Source organism: Desulfobacula sp. (assembly GCF_014237455.1).
Classification (GTDB): Bacteria; Desulfobacterota; Desulfobacteria; order Desulfobacterales; family Desulfobacteraceae; genus Desulfobacula.
Map to the genome: position 1 here is coordinate 32416 of NZ_JABZFL010000029.1, position 21584 is coordinate 53999.

A 21584-nucleotide genomic window follows, 5' to 3' on the forward strand; every position below is an offset into this window, starting at 1 on the left:
ATTAATTATCTCTCCTTTGGTTTTACCCGGTTTGTCGGTCTGGCACCAAGGGGATCATCAGGCCAGAAATGTTTTGGATACCTGCCCATCAGATCTTTTTTTACATATTTATAAGTGTTCTTCCAGAAATTTTCAAGATCCCTGGTTATCTGAACCGGTCGTCCAGCGGGTGACAACAGATGAAGGGTAATCGGAATGGTGTGATCCGCAATTTTCGGAGTTGCAGTCAGGCCAAACATTTCCTGTAGCCGGACTTCAAGGACTGGTGAATCAAGAAGACCGTTTTCACTGCTGTACTTTAATGGCTTTCTAGAGCCGCTGGGGACTTTGATATGGGTTGGTGCATTTTTCTCTATGATCTGCTGCTCTTCCCAGGTCAGCAGAGACAAAAAAGCTGCTTCAAAATCAATCCTTTCAAGCTGTTTTAAGGAAACAACGCCAATCAGAAAAGGTTTCAGCCAAATAGTCAACTCCTCTTCAAGAGCCTTGTCTGAAAGATCCGGCAGGTCCGGAAATCTGCCTGTGTTCTTAAGAAACACTGCGCGTTCTTTCATGCTCTTCAGCCTTTTGGTCCAGGGAAGCCAGGAAAGTCCCCTTCGCTGGATTTCCTTAATCAGGATAGTACCGGCCATATCTGGATCAATGTCTGATATAGTGCGCCGATGAACCACAAGCTTTTCAAAGACAGTGTCTTCTCTTGCCCGGACACCACCCATTTTTTTATCCCATGAAACCGTCTGAACTGTTTTAAATCGTTCGCAAAAATCCAGTTCAAAGTCCTGCTTTGAATAGGGCGCGCCAAGAAAAATCTTTGCATTTTGTGGATTCCCGTCAAGATGAACTGCAACAATATATTCGCTTAAGGAAACACTATTTGTTCCTGTAAAAAATGCCCCCTTCCCCGAGGCTGTTAAAAACGTATTGTTCCTGTTGTCCCTTTTCCTGGCGATCCGATCAGGATATGCATGGGCAAGCAACACACCCGTTTTTTCAATATCTGTCCCCGTCGGCTTTACGCCAAAATCTCTTGCTATCTTTTGCCCGGATTCTATAATCCTGTGAATGGCCCCTTCATTTATCTTGAATTCTTTTTTCCATACCTTTTTCTTACTTGTAAACGTTTCAATGATCTCAAGGCGAAGCCGGATATCAGGATCAGCCGCTTTGGGGTCAAACCGGATAAAATCCCGCTCATTGAGAAAAGCTGCGATCCTGCAGGCCAAAAGGCCCTGGCCTTTTTCATCTGCCTTGATGACCATATGGGCAAGCCGGGGATGAAGGCCGGCAGAAGACATTTTTTTACCATGAAATGTAATACGTCCCTGTTCATCAAGGGCACCCAGGGTTTTAAGAAGATTTTGGGCCTGTTCAAAGGATGTTGGTTCCGGTGGGTCAAGCCATTTTAATTGCCCGGGATCTGATATCCCCCAGGCCGCCAGTTCCAAAGCAAATCCAGTCAAATCAATACTTAAAATTTCTGGCTTTGTATAGGCTTTCAACAATCGATGATCATATTCAGACCATAACCTGTAACACTTCCCCGGTTCTGTCCGGCCTGCCCGCCCCCTTCTCTGATCAGCAGAGGCTTTTGAAACCGGGAGAGTCTCAAGGTGGGTCATTCCTGTTTGAGGAGAAAACCTTGGAACACGCATGAGGCCTGCATCAACCACAACGCTGACACCCTCAATGGTGATAGAGGTCTCTGCAATGGATGTGGCAATCACAATTTTTTGCTTACCTGGGTTTGAGGGGCGAAAGGCTCTGGCCTGATCTTTCTGAGACAGATTCCCGTACAAAGGAAACACATGGATCGCTGATTCAAGGTCTTTTTCAAGAATTGAATATAAGATTTTAATTTCCTTTACACCGGGCAAAAAGACCAGCATATCCCCGCCGGTTTCTGACAGGGCACGCCTTATAACCGAAGCGCAGGCAGTTTCAATGGGAACGCCCCTTTTTTTCCTGTCTAAAGGAGAAACATAAATCGTTTCTACAGAAAAACTTTTTCCCTTTGAAACAATAACAGGTGCATTATCCATGAGCTTTGATACAGCAAAAACATCCATTGTGGCAGACATGACAAGAATGCGTAAATCATCGCGCAATGCTTCAAGCGTCTCCAGACAGAGGGCAAGACCGAGATCACTGTGGATATTTCTCTCATGGAACTCATCAAATATCACCAGCCCGACATCTTCCAGAGACGGATCATTCTGAATTTTCCGGGTAAAAATTCCTTCGGTGATCACTTCTATTCGACTACCCGAACCGATCTTCCTGTCCAACCGGATCTGATACCCAATGGTCTGCCCCACTTTCTCTTTCAGAAGATCTGCCATATGGGCAGCACAGGACTTGGCTGCCAGCCGTCTTGGCTCAAGCAGAATAATTTTTTTATTCGCAAGCCAGGGTTCATCCAGGAGGGCCAAAGGAACCCGGGTGGTTTTACCTGCACCGGGCGGGGCCTGAATCACAGCGCATCTGGAGGCCTCAAGAGCTTTTACGATATCGGGGATATGTTTTTGAATTGGAAGGGTCTGATTCATCCGTCACCAGCAATGCTCCATAATGCCTTGACTCTGGGATTGGCAAGATTCTTTTTCCGGGTACAAAGGCCGATGATAAAGGGTGGCAGTTCCGGAGCCCCGTCCAGAATCTTTACCTGATTAAAGAAAGGGCTCTTTTCCAGCACCATTCTGGGAACAAGTCCAATGCCGCAGCCAAGGCTCACCATGACAATGATGGCCTCGTTTCCTGCCACCTGGGAGTAAATTTTTGGAATAAAATTTTCCTCTGAAAACCACTGGTCAATGCGGTCCCTGCTCAACCCGTGATCCGGTATGATCAAAGGGGTCTGCTCCCAGTCAACCCCGTCTGCTGTTTCTATAATGATCTCAGGATATTGCAACGGCGCAATAAAAACCAGAGGCGTCTGAAAGATGGTTTTAAAAACAAGATCTTTGGGCACAACATCCGGCAAGGCGGCAATAACCATGTCTGCATCCTGGCTTGAAAGCTTAATCAAGGCTTTGGCCGGATCACCGGTTTCAAGGTGTATCCGCACACCGGGATGGGCCTTTCGATATTTTTCCATCATGTCAGGAAGGATGCCGTAGGCTGCGGTAACAGAGCAATATAACGAGAGCTCACCCTGAAGGATATTATCAGAAGACAGCTCGTCATGGAGCCTGTCCCATCGCTGGAGAACATCATCTGCATATTTTTTGAATGCAATCCCGGCCGGGGTCAGCTCCACAGACCGGTTATCCCGGACAAAAAGTTTTTCATCTAGGTCTGTTTCGAGTCGCTGGATCACCCGTGTCAATGCAGATGGTGTGATATAACAGGCCTGGCTGGTCCTTGCAAAATGCAATGTTCCGGCAAGATGCCTGAAAAGCTTTAAATTTCGAATGTCCATCTCTCAATACCTAACAGTATGTTTCAAATTATGCAACATAATATTGCAAATGCTTCATTTGACGCAACAATAAAATTGATGATAATTATACAACCGGTTCAATTCATATTAATGTTCAATTTTTCATAAAAGAGGAGCACACCATGGGCCAAAATTATTTTAATACCCTGCCATTAAGACAACAGCTAAAAGAGCTTTCCCAATGCCGTTTTGTAGCGTCATCCGAATTCAACAGCGTTGAAGCGTTAAACAACAAAAAAATAGTCATCATCGGATGCGGTGCCCAGGGATTTAACCAGGGGTTAAATTTGCGCGACAGCGGTCTTTCTGTGTCCTATGCCCTTCGGGATGCCGCCATTGAAGAAAAACGGCAGTCCTGGAAAAATGCCACGGAAAATGGATTTTATGTGGGAACCTATGAAGAATTGATCCCCACAGCAGATCTGTTGATCAACCTGACCCCGGACAAACAGCACACCAATGTGATTGAAGCTGTCATGCCGCTGATGAAACAGGATGCGTGTCTCTCATATTCCCATGGATTTAATATTGTAGAAGAAGGCATACAGATCAGAAAAGATATCACCGTTATCATGGTGGCACCAAAGTCCCCTGGAACAGAAGTCCGGGAAGAATATAAGCGGGGATTCGGAGTACCGACACTGATTGCCGTTCACAAGGAGAATGATCCGAGAGGAGAGGGAATGGAACTTGCCAAAGCTTATGCCGCAGGAACTGGCGGAGACCGGGCAGGCGTCCTTCATTCTTCTTTTACAGCTGAAGTAAAATCTGATCTCATGGGGGAACAGACCATTCTCTGCGGTGTTCTCCAGACAGGGTCTCTGCTCTGTTATGACAAAATGATTGAAAAAGGAATTGATCCCCAATATGCCTCAAAACTGGTTCAACATGGATGGGAAACCATTACCGAAGCCTTAAAACACGGCGGTGTCACCCATATGATGGACCGGCTTGACAACCCGTCAAAACTTATTGCCCATGAACTTTGCGAAGAATTGAAAACCCTTCTTAAACCCATGTTTAACCAGCACATGGACGATATCATGTCAGGAAAATTTTCCCAAACCATGATGGAAGACTGGGCAAATGATGATGCCGACCTGCTCAAGTGGCGAGATGAAACCGCCCAAACCGCGTTTGAACAATCAACATCAACCGATCAAAACATCCCGGAACAGGCGTATTTTGACAATGGGATTCTCATGGTTGCCTTTGTCAAAGCAGGCGTGGAACTTGCCTTTGACACCATGGTCGCAACCGGTATCGGTGAAGAATCCGCCTACTATGAATCGCTTCATGAACTTCCCCTGATTGCAAATCTTGTTGCAAGGAAAAAACTGTATGAAATGAATGTGGTCATCTCAGATACAGCCGAGTACGGATGTTATCTTTTCAACCATAAAGCCATTCCATTGCTCGCAGATTTCATGAAAAAACTCGATGCCGACGTCATCGGTAAAGGGCTTGATTTTGAAAACAGTGGTGTGGACAATGTCAAACTCATCAAGTTCAATGAAGCCATCCGTTCCACTGGTGTTGAACGTATTGGGAAAAAACTGCGCACATACATGGAAGCCATGAAACCCATTTATTAAGCCTGTTTTTATACCGGATCATACAAAAATACATAGGTTTATTATAAATTTTCAGACGGTTTTTTCAAATAAAATGAAAAAATCATTCCCACAAAAGAGATGCCTCCGGCGATAAGAAACGGAAGTGTAAAAGAGTTGCTGATATCCGCAAGATATCCTCCCAGAGCCGGACCTATAGATTGCCCGATGCCAAAGAAAAGGGTTATAAACCCCAGCCCGGCAGGCGCCAGCCGGGGACCCACAAGATCTCCGGCTGCGGCTGCCATAATGGTCGGAATGCTCCATGCGGTTAAGCCAAAAAGAACAGCAGACAAATAAAATCCGGCTTCAGACTTGAATACCGCATAGACGATATAGGAAAGTCCAAGGACAAGATAGGCCAGTGCGGCACCTTTACCCCGGCCGATCCGATCTGATATGCTTCCCCAGATCACACCGCAAAAAATGCTTAATCCGCCGACTGTGGCCCATAAACCACCTGCCCATGCCGCTGTGTAGCCCATCTCCTTTACCAGATAAGCAGCAAAAAAAACAATATAAATAATATAGGACAGGCCGTAAAAAAAATAAACAACTCCCAGGTACCAAAGTGCCTTCATCCTGTATACTTTACCCCAATCCAGAGAAGAGACTTTATTCTTTGCCGATGAATTTTGGAGGTCGCCTTTTTCTTCCTGCCCTACCGGAAGTAATCCTTTGTCCTCGGGATGATTCCGTAAAAATAAAAATACAATAATTGCCACCAGTAGAACAATGCTTCCCAGAATGTACCATGAATACCGCCAGCCATCTGCTCCATATGAAGTCAGAATAAAGGGTACGATGATCCCTGATAAAAACGTCCCCAATCCAATGCCGCCTGAAACAATCCCGGTGGCAAATCCGCGTTTGTTAACAGCGAACCATGCCGACCCTAGAGCCATGGCAGGTACAAAAGCAGCACCATTCCCCAGGCCCGTTAACAACCGCATGGAAAAAGCGAAACCAAATGATTTGGCCAGGCCCGTCAGTATCATGGTGACACCCATGAGGAGTAAAGCAAATGTAATGACTGTTCTTGGGCCGAACCTGGCCGCCAGGAATCCGCCTATGATGGCCATGGAGAGATAACCGATAAAATTTCCCGTCCCCAAAAGCCCCAGCTGGGTATAATCGAAATTTAGCCCGTCCTTCATGGCCGGCAGTAAAATTGTATAGGCCATTCGTCCAAAACCATGAGCAGCAACTGTTGTAACCAGTCCCATGAAAATCACAATCCATCCGTAATGTATCTTCTTTTCCATATACTTTTCCTTTAACTGATCCTCCCAAAGGAGCCCGTTATTAACCTCATTTCAGAGTCATCGCCTTTTCAAGACAGATCTCCTGACAGCAAAAACAAGTAATACAGATGTCGACATCCGCCACAGGAAAGTTTTCTTTCATTGTGAGAGCAGATACAGGACAATGATCTATACAGTCACCGCATGCCGTGCACAGTTCCGGATCGGCCTGGGGCCTGACCAGCGTCTTGGTTTTCATAAATTCCTGAATCTCCGGGTTACCGAAAATAGCCTCACCGCCTAAGGGCGGAAGCTTGAAATCAGACAAAATTCGCATTTCCCCCTCTATTTGAACCATTTGGGAATCAAACTCCCCAAGCCCCATAGCCTTTGCTTTTTGAAGAAACCGAAGGCGGGCAGGATCAAGTCCCATCATTCTCGCAACAACCCCATCCATAGCCACGCCATTATCGGCAGCCAGAATCAGGCCGATCTCCCTTAACTCCGGTGAGGCCGGACCATTTCCCTCCATGCCCACCACTGCATCCATGATAAAAAAATCCGGAACCCGCAGGCGAAAAACCTCTACGATAACATCATGAAACCGCTCCGGCGTACCGGCAATCTGATGCAGCCGTGCTTTCTGTGCACCGGGCAGGATCCCATAACTGTTTTTAATAGCCCCGGTCATAACGGTAAGGCCATGGGTTTTAAATTTGGGCAGGCTGATAAGAACATCAGCATCTAATATTTCTTTAGAAATTCCCACTTCGGGCATGAAATCAGGATTAAAGGCAACGTGTTGCGTTATGTTGCCCAGGTTCCTGTAATAGCCCTTTGCCGCATCCATCAATCCGGTTTTTTCAAAGCTGTTCTCATTGTCGCCATAGTTAAACAGACCCGGATTATCACCCACCACAATCTCAGCCGGGGACATCTCCTCAACTTTTTCAACAACAGCCCGTAATAAAGGCGGGTGCGTCACAATGTGCTCTTCTGCTGTGGACGCCCGGAGCACATTAGGCTTAATCACAACTTTTTTTTGGGCAATCTCCCGGGGAAAAATCTCAAAGGCTCGATCCACTGCATCCCGGCAGTTATCGTAAGATGCCGGATGTATCATGACACGATGCATATCTTCTCCTTTCCGTTAATGCATGTTCTCCTGGTCTTGGGTAGCAGATTTCTGCTTATTTTCCGTGCTGATTCCTTTAATTTCCGCAGATGTTATTACAATATCCGGAATTTTAACCCCGAGCGAATTGAGCTCTTTTTTTGTAAACGATGATTTAAACCCAGAGTCAAGCATATCCTGAATAGTTGTTCCAATTGCTTCTTTTATTGATTTTCTCATTCGATATCCTCCAACTCAAATAATACTTTTTGTGATATTGCCTTCTTTCTTTGCCCGTTTCTGGTGTAGCTCCTCGATGGTTTTAAAGGCTGTATTAAACGGAACGGGTTCACCGCTTTGCTCTGAATGTGCCAGACGTTCCCGGATTAAAGAGATTCTTGCTTTGTGCTCTTCTTCTCTTTTCTGCCATATTCTCATGGCTTCCCTTATTAGTTCACTCGTTGAACCATAAGAGCCTGAGCGAACCTCTTTTTTGATAGAAGCCAGCATATCGGGCGGCAAAGTGATTGTAATTCTTTCAGCTTTTTCTTGTTGCATATATGATCCTCCATTAAAGTATGATTTAAGTATTGTCCCCCAAATTTCACAGAATCGGTTTTAAGATTTCAGGGATTTTTTTGGAAAAGCTGTTCATCTAAGCAAATCTTTTAATATTTCCAGATCGCTGATTGCATTTTTTAATTCTTCAGAGTGAATATTTTTTGTATTAATATGGCACAATGGATTGAGTATATGCTGTCTGTCAGAGTTTAATTTTTGCAGAATCGTTTTTGCTTCACTGTCGGTTTTTGATATTGCCCGTTCAATTAAGCCCGCAAGATTTAGCTCTTCGCAGTTTTTATTACGCTGCTCTTTTGGTGTAAGATAATTTTTTATGGTTTTTTCAAACCCTTTTCTCAATAATAAAGCACAGGCATCATACTCTTTTTGTGCATAAAAAACCTTTGCCCTTTCAATTTCAGATCTGCCCTGTTTTAGAATCAGACCCGGAATTTCATCATTATCATCAAGGTAAAATTCATATTTTTTCCAGTTGAGCTTATCTTTGTAAATTTCATAAAGCTCCTTGTCGTGGGTAAAGAAGAATATCTGAAACTCTGAAAACTCATTTTTTAATATTTCAAGAAGTTTTAATCTGTTTTCCATATCAAGACTGATAAGAAGGTCGTCAAGCACAAGAATTTTAAGGCTGTCTGTTTCCAGTACATCAAGAAGTTTTTTTATTGCGACCATATAAATAGAGATTGCAAGAGCAGAAAGCCGGGCTTCATTGAGAAAGGTATGATATTTTTCAATTGAATACTCTTTATAATAAAGGATAAGATTGATAACAGGTGTAGCTGTTGCTGTGTTTTTATCTATTTTGGTTTTATACTCAAATTTCTCAATATTAAAATCTGCTTTAAAATAACTCTCCAGGTATTTATTTATCTTTTTGAGAAAATCTTTTTCCAGAATACTCTCCAACAGTTTAAAATATTCAGTCAAGTCTTCTATTTCAGCAAGAATAGTTTTTTGACCTTCCTGCTCCACAGGATAGTTGTCCAACAATTTTCTAAACATATAATAGAGATTAATCCTATCCTGGTTTACATCCGGAGCATAATGAACTGACAATAATTTTTTATAATCCAGCATGGGTTTAAATATTGAAAGCCCTGAAATAAAACCGACATGGTCCGGCATCCCTTCCAGATCAGAAGAAATAATCAACTCCTGACCGTTATTAAAGCCAAATTCGACCAGAACTTCATCATCTTGTGCAAAAATATTTTTATTTTTTCCAAAATCAGTAAAACTCTTTTCTGCAAGCAATTCCAATGCGTTATAAACAGAGCTTTTCCCGCTGCCGTTTTCTCCATACACAAGCAGATTCTCTCCATTTACAGGCAAATCAAACTCTCCATGGAAAAATTTATAATTGAAAAATCTTATTTTTTCAATCCGTACAGCTTTTCCGTATTTTTCTACTGGCTCTTCTACTTTCAGGCTATCTAATCTGCCATCACTCATTTTGTCTCTCCATTAATAATTTTTACCACTTTGACATTCCTGCGATGTATCAACCCCCGAAAAATCGTTTTGTCATTTCGGCAAAATGTATGAAGCTTTTCAATGTATTCTTTCTTAAATTCATCGCTGTCATCCTTTTTAAAGGGCTTTAGCACATCATTTACTCTGTCTGTGATGTAGCAGTTGGCTTTTTTCATATCCTCTTCAAAATAGAGGTCATAAACCATACCGTCAATGACAGACTCAAAAGTATCAGCTTCAGTTTTCATATTGTTTTCTTTGGCAAACAAGATGCAGTCAACAAGGATTTCAAAGGGGAGTCGTTTTTTTTGTGAGGGTTTATGTACCAATAAAGGCTCTAGTGCTTGGACGCTAATTATCGCATCACCAGTACCTGTTTTGGGAGAATTATCAATTAGTTCTTTAATGTGTAATTTTGAGTTCAAAAGAGCTGTTAAATACTTAACATCTTTCCCTGTAGCAATAACGGTACTATCCAAGCATAACTCACCTTGCTGGGAATAGGAAAAACGAATAACAGAACCAATTCGTTTCCAGACAATCTTTTCTTTCTCGAATTCTTCAATATAAGCACAGTTTCTTAAATTATACGGTGTAACCCCTTTATCATATCGTTTTTCAATATTGGCCCAGTAATTATCCAAATGGTTTTTGATGGCAGGATAATCATCTATATTAATTGGCGGGACATTCCCATAACCATTATGTGAATTTATTAACCACAAATCAGCAAATTCTGCCTTATATCGTTTTATATCCCGGCCTCTTAAAATAGGTTTTAATATTTCAGCAGATTTAGGGTCTTTTGCTATAAATTCATCTTTTTTCGCACCATCTATGATAAACGCTTTATTAAAACCCGTTTTAATACCAAAATGGATTAATATATCCCACTCTTTAAGCGGAGTGCCGATCTCTTCAATTCTTTCTTGAATCTTATATTCTGCTTTACTTGAGATTATCCAGCTCTCTTCGGAAAGGTTTATAAGTTCTACACCGTTTACTTTTAAATAGTGGTCAATATCAATTTTGGAATTGAAATCTTTACCAATTGTGCAGGCAATTGCGGTTCTTTGATTTTGAGATATTTGTTTTTCTTTTTTTGCAAATATCAAAATATTAGTATCTACAGTTGCTGAGTCAAAAATCTTATAACCGCCAAAATCTATCAACTTAAGAGGGATTGTAGATTCTGTAAAATATTTTCGTGTTTTTTTACCATAATTTGCCCGCATCCACTTGTTTGAAGTTATGAAGGCCAAAATCCCACCATCCCGCAAAACCTGATTTCCTTTTTCATAAAAAAGGGAGTAAATATCACCGGTTTTTACAAAGGTTTTATATTTTTGAGACTCCCAGTCTTTTTGGCACTGCTGCCCGCTGAACTTTTGAATCTGCACATATGGAGGGTTCCCAATCACAATATCAAACCCATCCTTAATATCAAACATCCATTCAGGGTCAAAAAAGGGTGAAACACCATTTTGGTCGTAAGGGTCCCATTTTGCCAGTTGCTCGGCAGATTCAACAGGCAAATTTCTTTTTTTTAAAATATCTGCTATTTCATTTCTGAGTTCTTCATCTTTTTTACGATATTTTACCTTGGTTGCTTTGGTTTTGGCTCCAAAGAGTTTATGCCGGATTGCTTTTAACTCAGCTTCTTTCTTTTTTACTTCTTCTGTGAGAAAAAGTTCTTCATCTTTTTCAATCCCAATGAGCGTATTGGCAGTCACAAATCTGGTTTCAAGGTTTGGCAGCGGTCTTATCCCAAAATTATCCTTCTCTTTGTTAACCTTCTGCTCAACAACAAGGGAAATAAAAAACCTCAATTTTGAAATCTGGGCTGCAATGGGCTGAATATCAACGCCATAAATACAATTTTCTACCAAAAAAAGTTTACGGGCATAATCGGGATTATTTATTGATAAATCAAAAGCATCATTAATATCATCCAGAAGATTTTTTCTCTCTTCTTTGTCTTTTATGATAAAAACATCGTCACTCTCCTGTTTTGCTTTTTCAAGTTGCAAATCCTGCCAATAGCCATTTTCAGGGTCAACCTTTTGCAGGATATGCACCATTTTTTGCAGGATACCCATGGGAAAAGCTCCGCTGCCACAGGCAGGGTCAAGGATTTTACAATTATCAAGGGACTGTATAATCTCTTTTGACAGACTTATGTTATCGTTAAAGGGATTAACAGGGTCAAAAGAGACAAGTTTATGCAATTTCCCGTCTAATTCTTTTTCCTCCATATTCCAATTGAAAACACTGTTTTTAAGATGAGCGATCAGGCTTTCATCCACCATATAATTGACTATCTCTCTTGGTGTATAAAAAGAGCCTGTCTGTTTCCGAGCAGTTGTTTTTGTTTCTGGATTATAACTTGCCAAAAGATTTTCAAAAACTTTCCCCAAAAGTTCTGGGTCAAGGGCAACATCCTCTTCAATGGGTGTGTTTTCTGCAATAGTGAATTTATAGGATTTGAGAATATTGATTAAGCCTTTAACCGCTGACTCTTTTGTGCCTTTATTTTTTGCACCTAAATCAGAGCTTAAATCGGTTTTTTCTTCCCTGCCGAAAAAAAGATAATCAGGAACAATCAGGTTATTAACCTCTCCATTTGTTTTGCTCATATTATCAGAAAAACCGTCTATATAAATTTTGTTCTCTTTATCATCAAGACACTCAAAAAGACCGCCGTTCAAGAATGGAACAACCCTGTTGACCATCTCAAGAAATGCATCCGGGTCTTTAAAAGAATTTTTGTAACGCATCAGGTAGTCAACACCACGATGTTTGCCGTAACTTTCATCTCCCCTGAAACCCCGCTCTCTGCTATCAACGCTATCCGGTTTTACTGGACAGTTAAGCGTGGCAAAAAAGAGGTTCTGCAAGATAGCCTTGTAATAAATACTTTTTTTACTGTCGTCTTTGTTTGTTTTATCAAACAAGGTGTGTTTTTCATGAAAAGGGGATATTTTCTTTAAAATATTTTTTTGCAAAGCTTCTAAATCAAACAATTCTTCCGGTATCAATTTCTTCTCTTTAATGAACCAGACAAACAGCAGCCGGGTAAGAAGGCGGATAATATTTTTGGCATTATGCTCCTTGACCTTTGACTCTATCTTAAACAGACCACCGCTGTCAGTTTCGGATAAAACGCCAGGGAAAGAAACTTTTTTGATTGCCCAAAAATACCAATTTGAAAGTTCAGTATAGAATTTTTTATTAAGAAGGCTGACACTGAAAACTTTCTGCCAGTATTGATAAAGCCCTTCAAAAGAATTGATTCCTTTTTTGCCTGACCGGGTAATTTTTAATTCTTCAAGTATTTTTAGATGACCGGTATGCGGGTTTTTGATTTCAACATCACGCAAGATAGAAACTTTGCCTGCCTTCTCACCTTCACGCCATTCCTGTTTATATTTCAGCCTTTCAGCACTGGCAAGGGATATATGATTTTCATACCTGAAAACAACGACAACCGGAGTATAGTGAAATTCCCGATTAAAGGCTCTGGTGACTTCTGCAAGCTGGGTACGGGTTGGCAAAAGACTATTTTCCCTGTCTGTCAGAGTAACACCGAAAATAAGAATCCCATCGTAATCTTTTCCCCGTTTTTTTATTTCGGGAATATTCTCACTTTTTATGCCTTCAAAAGCTTTGTCATCAACCATACCAAGAATATAGACATCGCCCATAAGTTGATATGCGGGGTTAGTATCCTTATATGTTTTTGATAAAATATCCTGTGGTTTCAGCGGCTTTTCATCAATATAATTAACAGGAATATTCAAAGAATTAAAAAGGGTTTGGAGTCCTTTATAAAAATTATCTTGTTTTTTAAAATAATCTAAATTCATCTTTTCCTCATTCACAATTCATTATTCACAATTAACCAAAAACCATGTGATCAGATCGAAATTTTGTAATTTATACTTATCACTTACGCTTGTATTTTTCTTTACCCGCTCTACTGCCGAGCTGTCACCTGTCTTCAATTTAGCGAGAATATCTTTGGTTTCTGCTCCTGCCCGTTTTTTAATGGAGCCATCCTTTTGGATCTCCTCTTCACTTGATTGTGAATCAAGCCACTTTCTCATGGAAGTTACAAGCTCTTTTATTGCGGACTCTTCTCCTCTTTCGATTTTTTCCGGGACAAATCGTGATTCTCCCTTATGCTGAGAAAGTGCATCTAAAACCTCTTTTTGATTCAACAGCACTTGTTTTCCGTTTTTATTTATGTAGATGAGGTCATAGGTTTGATATTCATGGTCTAATACTTTTGAAGGTTTGGACGGATATCCAAGTAGGGCTATCATTCCCGTCTCCGGGCAGATAGATTTATTGGCTTCAAAACCGGTATAAACACCTTTGGGCATATTTTTGTAATACTTTTCATCTTTTTGAAGTTCTTCAAGCAGGTCTTGACGAAAATCTTCAAGGGACAAATTATCAAAACCAAGACCTGCATCATTTTTTTCAATTTCATCCCATGAGGTTTGCATCTGGGATAGCATTCTTCTGTTCAGTTTATCTTCAAAGTCATCATCTGATGCCATCTCTTTAAAACTGTCTGAAAATTCAAGATTAACCTCTGAACCTGCAAGTTTCATCATTGTCATGCGCTCTTCAATTCTGCCTTTAAGATTTAGATAGGAATTTATGTTATCTGAAGGCCAATAATTTATCCCATAAATTTTTTTATTTGGAGAACCAAGCCGATCAATACGACCAAATCTTTGAATAACTCTGACGGGATTCCAGTGTATGTCATAATTAATAACCATGTCACAATCCTGTAGATTCTGACCTTCACTTAAAACATCGGTGGCAATAAGGATATCTATAGGGTTTTTTATTTTAGAATGAACTTTTTTATCATTTTCGGCCACCCATTCTACCCACTGCTTGTATTGTTCGTTTAATGGAAGATTTTTCCCGTTTGGAGTAAAATCCCACTCTTTTTCATTAAATAATTTAGTGAAAGGAGCAAATCTTTCCAGAATAGGTTCAAACAATTTTGTTTCATGTTGTGTGCCATCTGTTTTAGATACATCACCGCTGACAACAGCCATTTGAGTAAAACCTCTTTGTTTAAGCTGATCAAACAGATAAAATGCTGTATCTTTATATACGGTAAAAATCACAACTTTTGGGTTGTCATTATTATTACCCGATTTTCTTTTTTCTTTAATTTCTTCAATCAGCGATTGAAGTTTATCATCTTTACTTTTATGATTTTTATCATATGCAACTTCATTCTTTATGGATTTCCCAAATTTTTTCAGATTGTTAATTAATGATTCAAGCGCTTCAATATCTTTTTTAAGATCCTTTTTATAGTTATCAATATTACCTGCTTTATCAATATCAGATAATAGAACCTTTCTTTTTTTACCAAGGGTTAAATTATCAACCAGGTCATCAGCAATATCTTCAAATTCGTTATCTTCTAAAATATCCAGCTCTAACTCATGGGCAATATCCCGATCTTGTTTCTTTTCTAAATATATATTTATTTTATCTAAAGCATTTTGGTGATGATCAAGTATTTTTTGAGTAGTTGAATAAAATGAAAACCATGAAGATTCAAGCCGTTTTACAAGTAAAATATATAACATTTTTACGAGAAAACGATCTCTTTGTCTTTCATCATGCAGCTTATCCACATCTTCTGTCTGCTCAATATAAAATGAAGGCTGGTATCCTGAAAGCATAGGGGGAAAATGATCAAAAAGTTCTTCAAAACTTTCAAAATTCCCTATCTGTCTTGGGGTAACAAATATATTTTTTGGTTTTTGTTTCTTTGGAAAATGCAGCCCTGCTTTCTGTGCTTCAATCATTTGTCTTGTTCTGGCTACTGTAAGTGAATCGGTAAGTTTAAAGAAATCAGCTGGCAACATTTTGATAAAATCTGTTATTTTAGGACTGTCGTCATCACGCCATTTTTTAAACGCTTTTTGTGCTCTGTTAAAAAGATGGTCTATATTTCTTATGGAATGAGATTCATGAAAACCATCCCTGTTACCTTGTTTGATAAGTTTAAACTGATTCCTGATATCAAGAAGCGTATTATTTATCGGAGTTGCAGATAACATTAAGACTTTAACGTCATCATTTTTCTTTAATATCTCATTTACAAAAAATTGATATCTGTTTGATTTCCCGTTTCTTAAATTATGACTTTCATCAATAATAAACAGTTTTGGTTTGTCGTTAATGAATAAGGTGTCTGCTCTTTCAATCCTGTAAGCTTCTTTATCCATTCTTTCAAGAATCATATCTGTATGAAAACGAATAAAAAATTCAAGGTTATCTTTTTCAAATTTTGAATTTTGATGGCGGGAATACCTGTTCCAGTTATATTGAAGTTTTTTAGGACAAATCAAAATAATTTCACGTCCCTGTAATTGAAAAAACTTCATAATAGCAAGAGCAGTCCATGTTTTTCCAAGCCCAACCGCATCTGCTAAAATCGCTCCATCATATTTTTGAAGCATCTTTATTAAACTTAGAACCCCTTTTTGTTGAAAATCATACAAAGTATTATATATGATTGTATTTTCCAATCTGCCAACCTGCCGGTTAAATTCAGGATTGTCCTGCTCTGAAAGGAGCTGATTGCCAAAAAGTTCAAAAAGTACTTTATAATAAAGCTGTTCTGGGGTGTATTTGATAAATATTTGTTCTATGGCCTCAATCAGGTACTCTTTAAATGGAGTTGTATGTTTCTTCCCGGTTTCATCAATGATTGTTTTTGTTTTATGTGCTTCTTTACTTTTCCATAAATCATTAAACCATTTCCTTAGTTCCTGATACTGGTTGTTATTGCCAGTCTCAGCTATATTAAGTTCGATATTGTTTGTTTTCTTTAAACCCATACCTGCTTCTGTTAAGTTAGAACTTCCGGAAACAAAGTACTTGTGTCTGTCATCTTTTTCAGGATTGAAAAGGTATATTTTTGCATGGCAAAAATTGGGCTCAAGTGTTTTGGCCAAAATTTTTTCTTGCTTTAAAAATTCCACGGCTTCTCTTGCTACAGCAGAAAGTTCTAAAGCTGCTTCTATTGTGATATTTTCATTCAGCAAGTCAATTGTGCGATCGTGTATCATATCAATATTAACGATATCTCCAAGAACCATTCTAAGGTTTTTAATTTTATCGTTTATCTGTCTGGAAAGATATGCAAGGGCTCCAATAGTGAAATAACCGGTAACGATATCAATCTTACCGGATTCGGTGTATTCCCTGAGCCACTCGTAAACTTTTGGGTTTTCATTTTTATTGTCTAAAATCATTTTTCTCTCTTTAATTTATTTTGGATTTAATTTTAATTTATACACATAATGAGTCAGTAGAAAAAGCCCCGACAATATTTTTTATTAAAATTCTATCCAAAATTTAGCTAACCCCCAAATAAGCGGTTCATCCGCTTCATTTGTCTCGTTGAAATTAAGTGCGGGAATCCCGCAATTTGCGACTATCTTCTTAAGCATAATTTTACATTGTTTTTTCTATTTTAAATTCCAAATTCCTTATTTTTTCTAAATCCTTAACTGTCAATTTTTCAAGGCAAGAAATGCAGAGAAGCTTTCGAGCTCTACTAAATGCAACGAAACCTAATCTTGTAGTGTCACTTTCTTCTTTTACCTTTTCAAAATTTAGCCAATCAAATAATTGCTTCTTTTTATTAACACAAACCAAAACCGAAGTTGCTTCTAACCCCTTTGAGGAATGAATAGTCGAATAATATTTATCATTTGAATTATATGATTTAAGTTCGGCTCTCCTAAGTTCTTTCAACGTGGTTTTTAAATCTGTATTTTTATCTATTGATTTCCAATCATTTGGAAATTTATATCCAAATGATTCCGTAAACTGTTTTTTGATTGTTAAAGATGTATCTTCAATACCATTAGTCTTAATCAATCTGTATGAATTAATACAGAATGTTCTAAATGAAAGCAATTTGTCTTCTTGTGAACTTTTTCCTATTAATTCAATCGCTTGTTTCTGTGTCATACCTAAAACACCTAATACATAGCGTTTAATTTCAGACATCAAGGAGGAATTTTTATGTTTGCCTTTATCTATCATGGCAATCTTCAAATCTGTTCTTATATCATCCCAGAATTTCCATTCTTGTGATAAATGTAAATACTGAATTTTTTTTGGTTCCAGTAAAATACCCAATTCATTTTTAATATTATAAAATTTCTGACTTATTTCTTTTTTATCTGTTCCATCAATAAAATAAATAGGATAGTCATCTTCAATTTTTGAAATTTGTTGATACCCGATATAATCGGTGTAGCGACTTATTAATTTTGTAATAGATGGGGTTGATCTATTATTGTCTTTAATTTCTATTAGGCTTGTAGGGTATTTTGCTTTTAATTTTAGAATTGGTGAATCATCTAATTTTTCAACCTTAAATCCCTTTTTAATCCTAATTTGACTTTGTCCATAACTAAACTTAAAAATAGATTGTAAAGGGTCTCCAACACTATAAAATTTAGTCTTCCCTTTTTGTATTATTTCCTGCAATACATAATGTATATATGAATGCATATCTTGGTATTCATCAACAAACAGATGACTAACTCTTTTTGCAACATTATTACATAATCTTTTCTCTTCGATTAAATCTTGTGAAAGTTGTAATACTTTATCATAAGTTATGATGCCATGCTTCGCAAACATGCTAACTTTTATAAATTCAAATTTCTTCTCTTTTTGTTTAACTATGCTGTCAATATAATTTTTATTGATATCAATCTCTCTGAAAAGATGACTGTATGGTTCAATAATAAATTGAATTAAAAAGCTATGAGAGGTCCCAATAAATATATTTTTAGGAATATTTATCTCTTTTTCTAATCTTTCTTTAATTTCCTCTGTAGCTGCGTTTGTATATGTAATAATTGCACAAATTCTATGTGGATTGTTTTTAACCTCAGGCACAACTTCTAAAATTTCACCAATCATATTATGAGTTTTTCCTGCCCCGGGTCCAGCAATAACTATTTGCAAATTATTTTTTGTCATCCGATTTCTCTAATGGGAAAATATGTTTAAATCCATCAAGTATATACTTAGGAATAGTAAAATCAGCTTTTTTTGATTTGGCTTTCCTTTGAAGAGTATATTTTAAATCTGTCGCAAAGTCTGCTTTATAAGATTCAATCAATTCGAAATACTCTTCTACCTCTATTTCAATATTTTTGTATTTTCTATGAAATTCTTTTGCTTTATTTCTACGAGTAGAGAATAAGGTTAATAATAAAAAATTTTTGCCTTTATCATTTAAATTGGAATTAATTAATTCTTTTTCAAATGTATCCGTTTCGTGTGTAATAGAAATCAAAATATTATTATCATTATATTTATCCTTTAAATCTGGTGCTCTCATTTGAGTTTGTTTCTCTGAATCACTATCTGTTAAAACTAAACATTTTTTGAAATATCCATTTTTTATTATTTCTAAAAAGTGACTAAATGCTACTCCATTAACATTAACCACAGAGCAACCTATCTTTTCTAAACTAATTCCGTTGGAATATTGTTCGAATAATTGTGGTACTAAAATTTGCTCTGATATGCCTTCAACTAAGATAATATTACGGGCAAAAAACATTGTCGATTTCGTTGAATCAAGATATCTTTCTAAATATCGGACATGTTTTTTTGATTTAGATTTAAGGTTGCCATTTTTAAACCGCTCAAAGCCATCAAGTATGTAATGGCACTTAACATTGTTTTCTTCGTTAAAAAATATAACTGTATTGTTAAGAGATAACTTATTTATTATATGAGTTGAATGAGAGGTAATAATAAGTTGTAATTTTTGGGAAACTTCTTCTTCGATATTTTTTGCTAAATGTTCTTGTAAATGTGGATGCAAATGAGCCTCTGGTTCTTCAATTCCAATAAGTCTGTAATATACACCATCTTTTTTTGCATTTATCAAATGAGAAAGGATAAGAGATATAAAAAGTAAATTGTTACGACCTGTTCCATTCCGCTCAATTGTTAAAGGAGAATCGCCATACAACAGACTAAGTTTCTTTAAAATATCGTATTCTTCAAGATTTGAGAATTGAAATTCAATTTTGTTTTGATTCTCTTTTTCAACTAATGATGTTTTTGCTAAATATTTCGAAATCTGATTTTCAATATTTTTAAGTTCACTATTCGCTTTTACTGTGGTGTCTAATTCTCCAATAGCATCGAGGATATCTTGGTATTTACCATCTTCTCTATTGGTTAACACCTTATATAGCATGCGATAATTGCCATTTGCAGTTAATTCTTTTTTTACATCCCTAATAGCATCTAAAAATTCATATTTTAACATTTTCAAGAAATAGAAATCAATTTGCTTTGTTTGGTTTAATCCGCCATAAATAGTGTAGTTATATTTGCTGATAGGAAAATTTATGTTTTTTATTAAATCTTCTTTTGATAGTTGTCTTTCGTTGTTTAAAGTATTTAATCTATCTCTTTCTTTTTGTATCCAATCCTTTAATTCTACTTTAGGATGAAAAAGATATGTAATTTTTACTCTATCAAGTTTTTTATTAATTGCCCAATCTGCTACTACACTCTCTTGATCTTCATTAAATCCAACCAATTCAGCTATTACTTCAACTGACGGAATCTCTATGTCTGAAATAGGAATTTTGTCGTTTATTAATTCTTTTTTAAAATTTTCAATCGCTTGATAATTAATATCATCAATTTCCAAATTACGTTTCTTGAAGAATGTAATATCTTGACTAAAAATCAAACCTAAAGCATTCAAAAAGTTTGTCTTTCCTATATTGTTTTCTCCAATTATTAAAGTGAATGGTTTTAATTCCACTTCTAAATTTTTGAAATTTCTATAATTCTTAATTATTAACTTTTCAATATGCATGAGTTTTCCCTTTTAATGGGTGACCCTAGTCTTTCCCATTGTGTTTAGATATTTTCGGCAAATGACTTTGCGAGTTGAGAGGGAGTTGGAGGATATAAGTTATACCAATCATATTCATAGACTTTTTCACGCTCACGATCCATTAAATTGGGATCGACCGGAATGTCTTTGCCAGGGGTCCCACGACCTTTCCCTACGACAATAGAAGTCAGGGCTGGTAGTTTATTGTCACTGCAAAAATATGCTATATGACCAAGTATTCTATCGAGAACCCCAGCTGCCTCTTTTTTGTACATTAACTGAGACAAACCTTTGTATGTAAGTGTTTGGCGATTCATTGCTGCGCTTATTAAAATTTGCCAAGCTTGTAATGCACGATCTGGATGTTTAGAAGAAGGATTAAATTTTCCCATATTTTATCTCCGTTGTTATGCCCATTGTTTGATTCATTCGTCTTCATCCAATTTAGAAACACTGATTTCAGTACCTTTCAGACAATCATCAATAAAAACAGACTTAGGCAGCGGGCCAACAGCACCGATCTTGTTCGTGCTATCAAAAAACACCAATCTCCAAATAATGTCTTTACCGAAATCGAGATAAACTTTAACTTTTGATTCTCCCCAATTATGAAGAAGTTTGCCACGACTTAACCAAGATATCTGATAGGCTAACGGATCTTTTTGGATGGGACCACTAAGCCCCATATTGAAATAACTTTCATCTAAACTGCCTCGCGTTCCATTTACAACCCAAACCATTTTTCCGTAGAACTCTTCACGTGAGCAACGCTCCTCATATTTGATTGGGGAGTGCTGAAATTCAATTACTAATCCGTGCGAGTTCTTAACGTCTGCAATGTGTTTTTCACCAGTTATAGGATCTATATGTGTTACTTCCTGCCACTCAACAGGGAAATGTCCTTTCCAATCCCTATGCCATTCGGTTTCTGACTCCCACCAAGGGTCGCACACTTCTTTTGTTTTATGAGCCCAATGCCATACTTTGACCCTTCCGCATCTGGCTATCATTTCAGCGCCGCAATGAGGACAAAGGCCTTTAAGCTTTGGCAGCGCTTCTGACTTATGTTCATTAACAATAGAAAATTTCATTATTTATCGAATCCTGATTTAACAAGTAATTAAGCGGTTGTTAGCATATCATTCATTCCGGAGCGGTAGTAACAAATGGATAT

The 21584-nt window shown here is 37.8% G+C and carries 14 protein-coding genes; 1 reads left to right on the forward strand and 13 read right to left on the reverse strand.

All coding sequences use genetic code 11. The features are described 5' to 3' along the window. Positions 1–5: 5 nt before the first annotated feature. Together hrpB and ilvY are read right to left on the reverse strand one after the other, a co-directional pair. Positions 6–2546 carry an ATP-dependent helicase HrpB gene (hrpB, locus tag HGJ91_RS04195; RefSeq protein WP_291346447.1) on the reverse strand — a complete coding sequence of 847 codons (2541 nt, stop codon included), beginning with the start codon at positions 2544–2546 and terminating at the stop codon, positions 6–8. Continuing rightward, complete coding sequence (gene ilvY, locus HGJ91_RS04200) at positions 2543–3418, reverse strand: HTH-type transcriptional activator IlvY (protein ID WP_291346448.1); 876 nt, start codon at positions 3416–3418, stop codon at positions 2543–2545. The genes hrpB and ilvY overlap by 4 nt, the downstream gene beginning before the upstream one ends. 143 nt (positions 3419–3561) lie before the next feature. On the opposite strand from ilvY, the gene ilvC reads away from it, so the two are divergent. Next, positions 3562–5034, forward strand: a complete 1473-nt coding sequence (gene ilvC / locus HGJ91_RS04205) for a ketol-acid reductoisomerase (RefSeq protein ID WP_291346449.1) — start codon at positions 3562–3564, stop codon at positions 5032–5034. Positions 5035–5075: 41 nt separating this feature from the next. Here the strand turns inward: ilvC and HGJ91_RS04210 are convergent, their stop codons facing one another. From HGJ91_RS04210 to HGJ91_RS04260, 11 genes are all read right to left on the reverse strand, one after another. After that, on the reverse strand, positions 5076–6317 hold the full coding sequence (locus tag HGJ91_RS04210; RefSeq protein ID WP_291346450.1) for an MFS transporter: 1242 nt from the start codon (positions 6315–6317) through the stop codon (positions 5076–5078). Between the two features lie 46 nt (positions 6318–6363). Beyond that, on the reverse strand, positions 6364–7431 hold the full coding sequence (locus HGJ91_RS04215; RefSeq protein WP_291346451.1) for a DUF362 domain-containing protein: 1068 nt from the start codon (positions 7429–7431) through the stop codon (positions 6364–6366). A 15-nt stretch (positions 7432–7446) separates the two neighbouring features. Then, complete coding sequence (locus HGJ91_RS04220) at positions 7447–7650, reverse strand: hypothetical protein (protein ID WP_291346452.1); 204 nt, start codon at positions 7648–7650, stop codon at positions 7447–7449. Between the two features lie 15 nt (positions 7651–7665). Beyond that, positions 7666–7968 (reverse strand): type II toxin-antitoxin system ParD family antitoxin, encoded by a 303-nt coding sequence (locus HGJ91_RS04225; protein ID WP_291346453.1) that lies wholly within the window; start codon positions 7966–7968, stop codon positions 7666–7668. A 93-nt stretch (positions 7969–8061) separates the two neighbouring features. Further along, on the reverse strand, positions 8062–9444 hold the full coding sequence (locus tag HGJ91_RS04230; RefSeq protein ID WP_291346454.1) for a hypothetical protein: 1383 nt from the start codon (positions 9442–9444) through the stop codon (positions 8062–8064). Continuing rightward, positions 9441–13331 carry an N-6 DNA methylase gene (locus tag HGJ91_RS04235; protein WP_291346455.1) on the reverse strand — a complete coding sequence of 1297 codons (3891 nt, stop codon included), beginning with the start codon at positions 13329–13331 and terminating at the stop codon, positions 9441–9443. The genes HGJ91_RS04230 and HGJ91_RS04235 overlap by 4 nt, the downstream gene beginning before the upstream one ends. 21 nt (positions 13332–13352) lie before the next feature. After that, positions 13353–16769, reverse strand: coding sequence for a helicase-related protein (locus HGJ91_RS04240; protein ID WP_291346456.1), 3417 nt, complete (start codon positions 16767–16769; stop codon positions 13353–13355). Positions 16770–16971: 202 nt separating this feature from the next. Next, complete coding sequence (locus HGJ91_RS04245; protein ID WP_291346457.1) at positions 16972–18519, reverse strand: UvrD-helicase domain-containing protein; 1548 nt, start codon at positions 18517–18519, stop codon at positions 16972–16974. After that, on the reverse strand, positions 18506–20389 hold the full coding sequence (locus HGJ91_RS04250; protein ID WP_291346458.1) for an AAA family ATPase: 1884 nt from the start codon (positions 20387–20389) through the stop codon (positions 18506–18508). The genes HGJ91_RS04245 and HGJ91_RS04250 overlap by 14 nt, the downstream gene beginning before the upstream one ends. Before the next feature lie 44 nt (positions 20390–20433). Continuing rightward, a complete protein-coding gene (locus HGJ91_RS04255) occupies positions 20434–20802 on the reverse strand; it encodes a hypothetical protein (RefSeq protein ID WP_291346459.1) in 369 nt (122 codons plus the stop codon). A 33-nt stretch (positions 20803–20835) separates the two neighbouring features. Further along, positions 20836–21501, reverse strand: coding sequence for a competence protein CoiA family protein (locus tag HGJ91_RS04260; protein ID WP_291346460.1), 666 nt, complete (start codon positions 21499–21501; stop codon positions 20836–20838). Between the last annotated feature and the right edge of the window lie 83 nt (positions 21502–21584).

Coding starts and splice junctions, on each gene's coding strand:
- hrpB (WP_291346447.1), bottom strand. CDS start 2,546: ATGAATCAGACCCTTCCAATTCAAAAACATATCCCCGATATCGTAAAA.
- ilvY (WP_291346448.1), bottom strand. CDS start 3,418: ATGGACATTCGAAATTTAAAGCTTTTCAGGCATCTTGCCGGAACATTG.
- ilvC (WP_291346449.1), top strand. CDS start 3,562: ATGGGCCAAAATTATTTTAATACCCTGCCATTAAGACAACAGCTAAAA.
- HGJ91_RS04210 (WP_291346450.1), bottom strand. CDS start 6,317: ATGGAAAAGAAGATACATTACGGATGGATTGTGATTTTCATGGGACTG.
- HGJ91_RS04215 (WP_291346451.1), bottom strand. CDS start 7,431: ATGCATCGTGTCATGATACATCCGGCATCTTACGATAACTGCCGGGAT.
- HGJ91_RS04220 (WP_291346452.1), bottom strand. CDS start 7,650: ATGAGAAAATCAATAAAAGAAGCAATTGGAACAACTATTCAGGATATG.
- HGJ91_RS04225 (WP_291346453.1), bottom strand. CDS start 7,968: ATGCAACAAGAAAAAGCTGAAAGAATTACAATCACTTTGCCGCCCGAT.
- HGJ91_RS04230 (WP_291346454.1), bottom strand. CDS start 9,444: ATGAGTGATGGCAGATTAGATAGCCTGAAAGTAGAAGAGCCAGTAGAA.
- HGJ91_RS04235 (WP_291346455.1), bottom strand. CDS start 13,331: ATGAATTTAGATTATTTTAAAAAACAAGATAATTTTTATAAAGGACTC.
- HGJ91_RS04240 (WP_291346456.1), bottom strand. CDS start 16,769: ATGATTTTAGACAATAAAAATGAAAACCCAAAAGTTTACGAGTGGCTC.
- HGJ91_RS04245 (WP_291346457.1), bottom strand. CDS start 18,519: ATGACAAAAAATAATTTGCAAATAGTTATTGCTGGACCCGGGGCAGGA.
- HGJ91_RS04250 (WP_291346458.1), bottom strand. CDS start 20,389: ATGCATATTGAAAAGTTAATAATTAAGAATTATAGAAATTTCAAAAAT.
- HGJ91_RS04255 (WP_291346459.1), bottom strand. CDS start 20,802: ATGGGAAAATTTAATCCTTCTTCTAAACATCCAGATCGTGCATTACAA.
- HGJ91_RS04260 (WP_291346460.1), bottom strand. CDS start 21,501: ATGAAATTTTCTATTGTTAATGAACATAAGTCAGAAGCGCTGCCAAAG.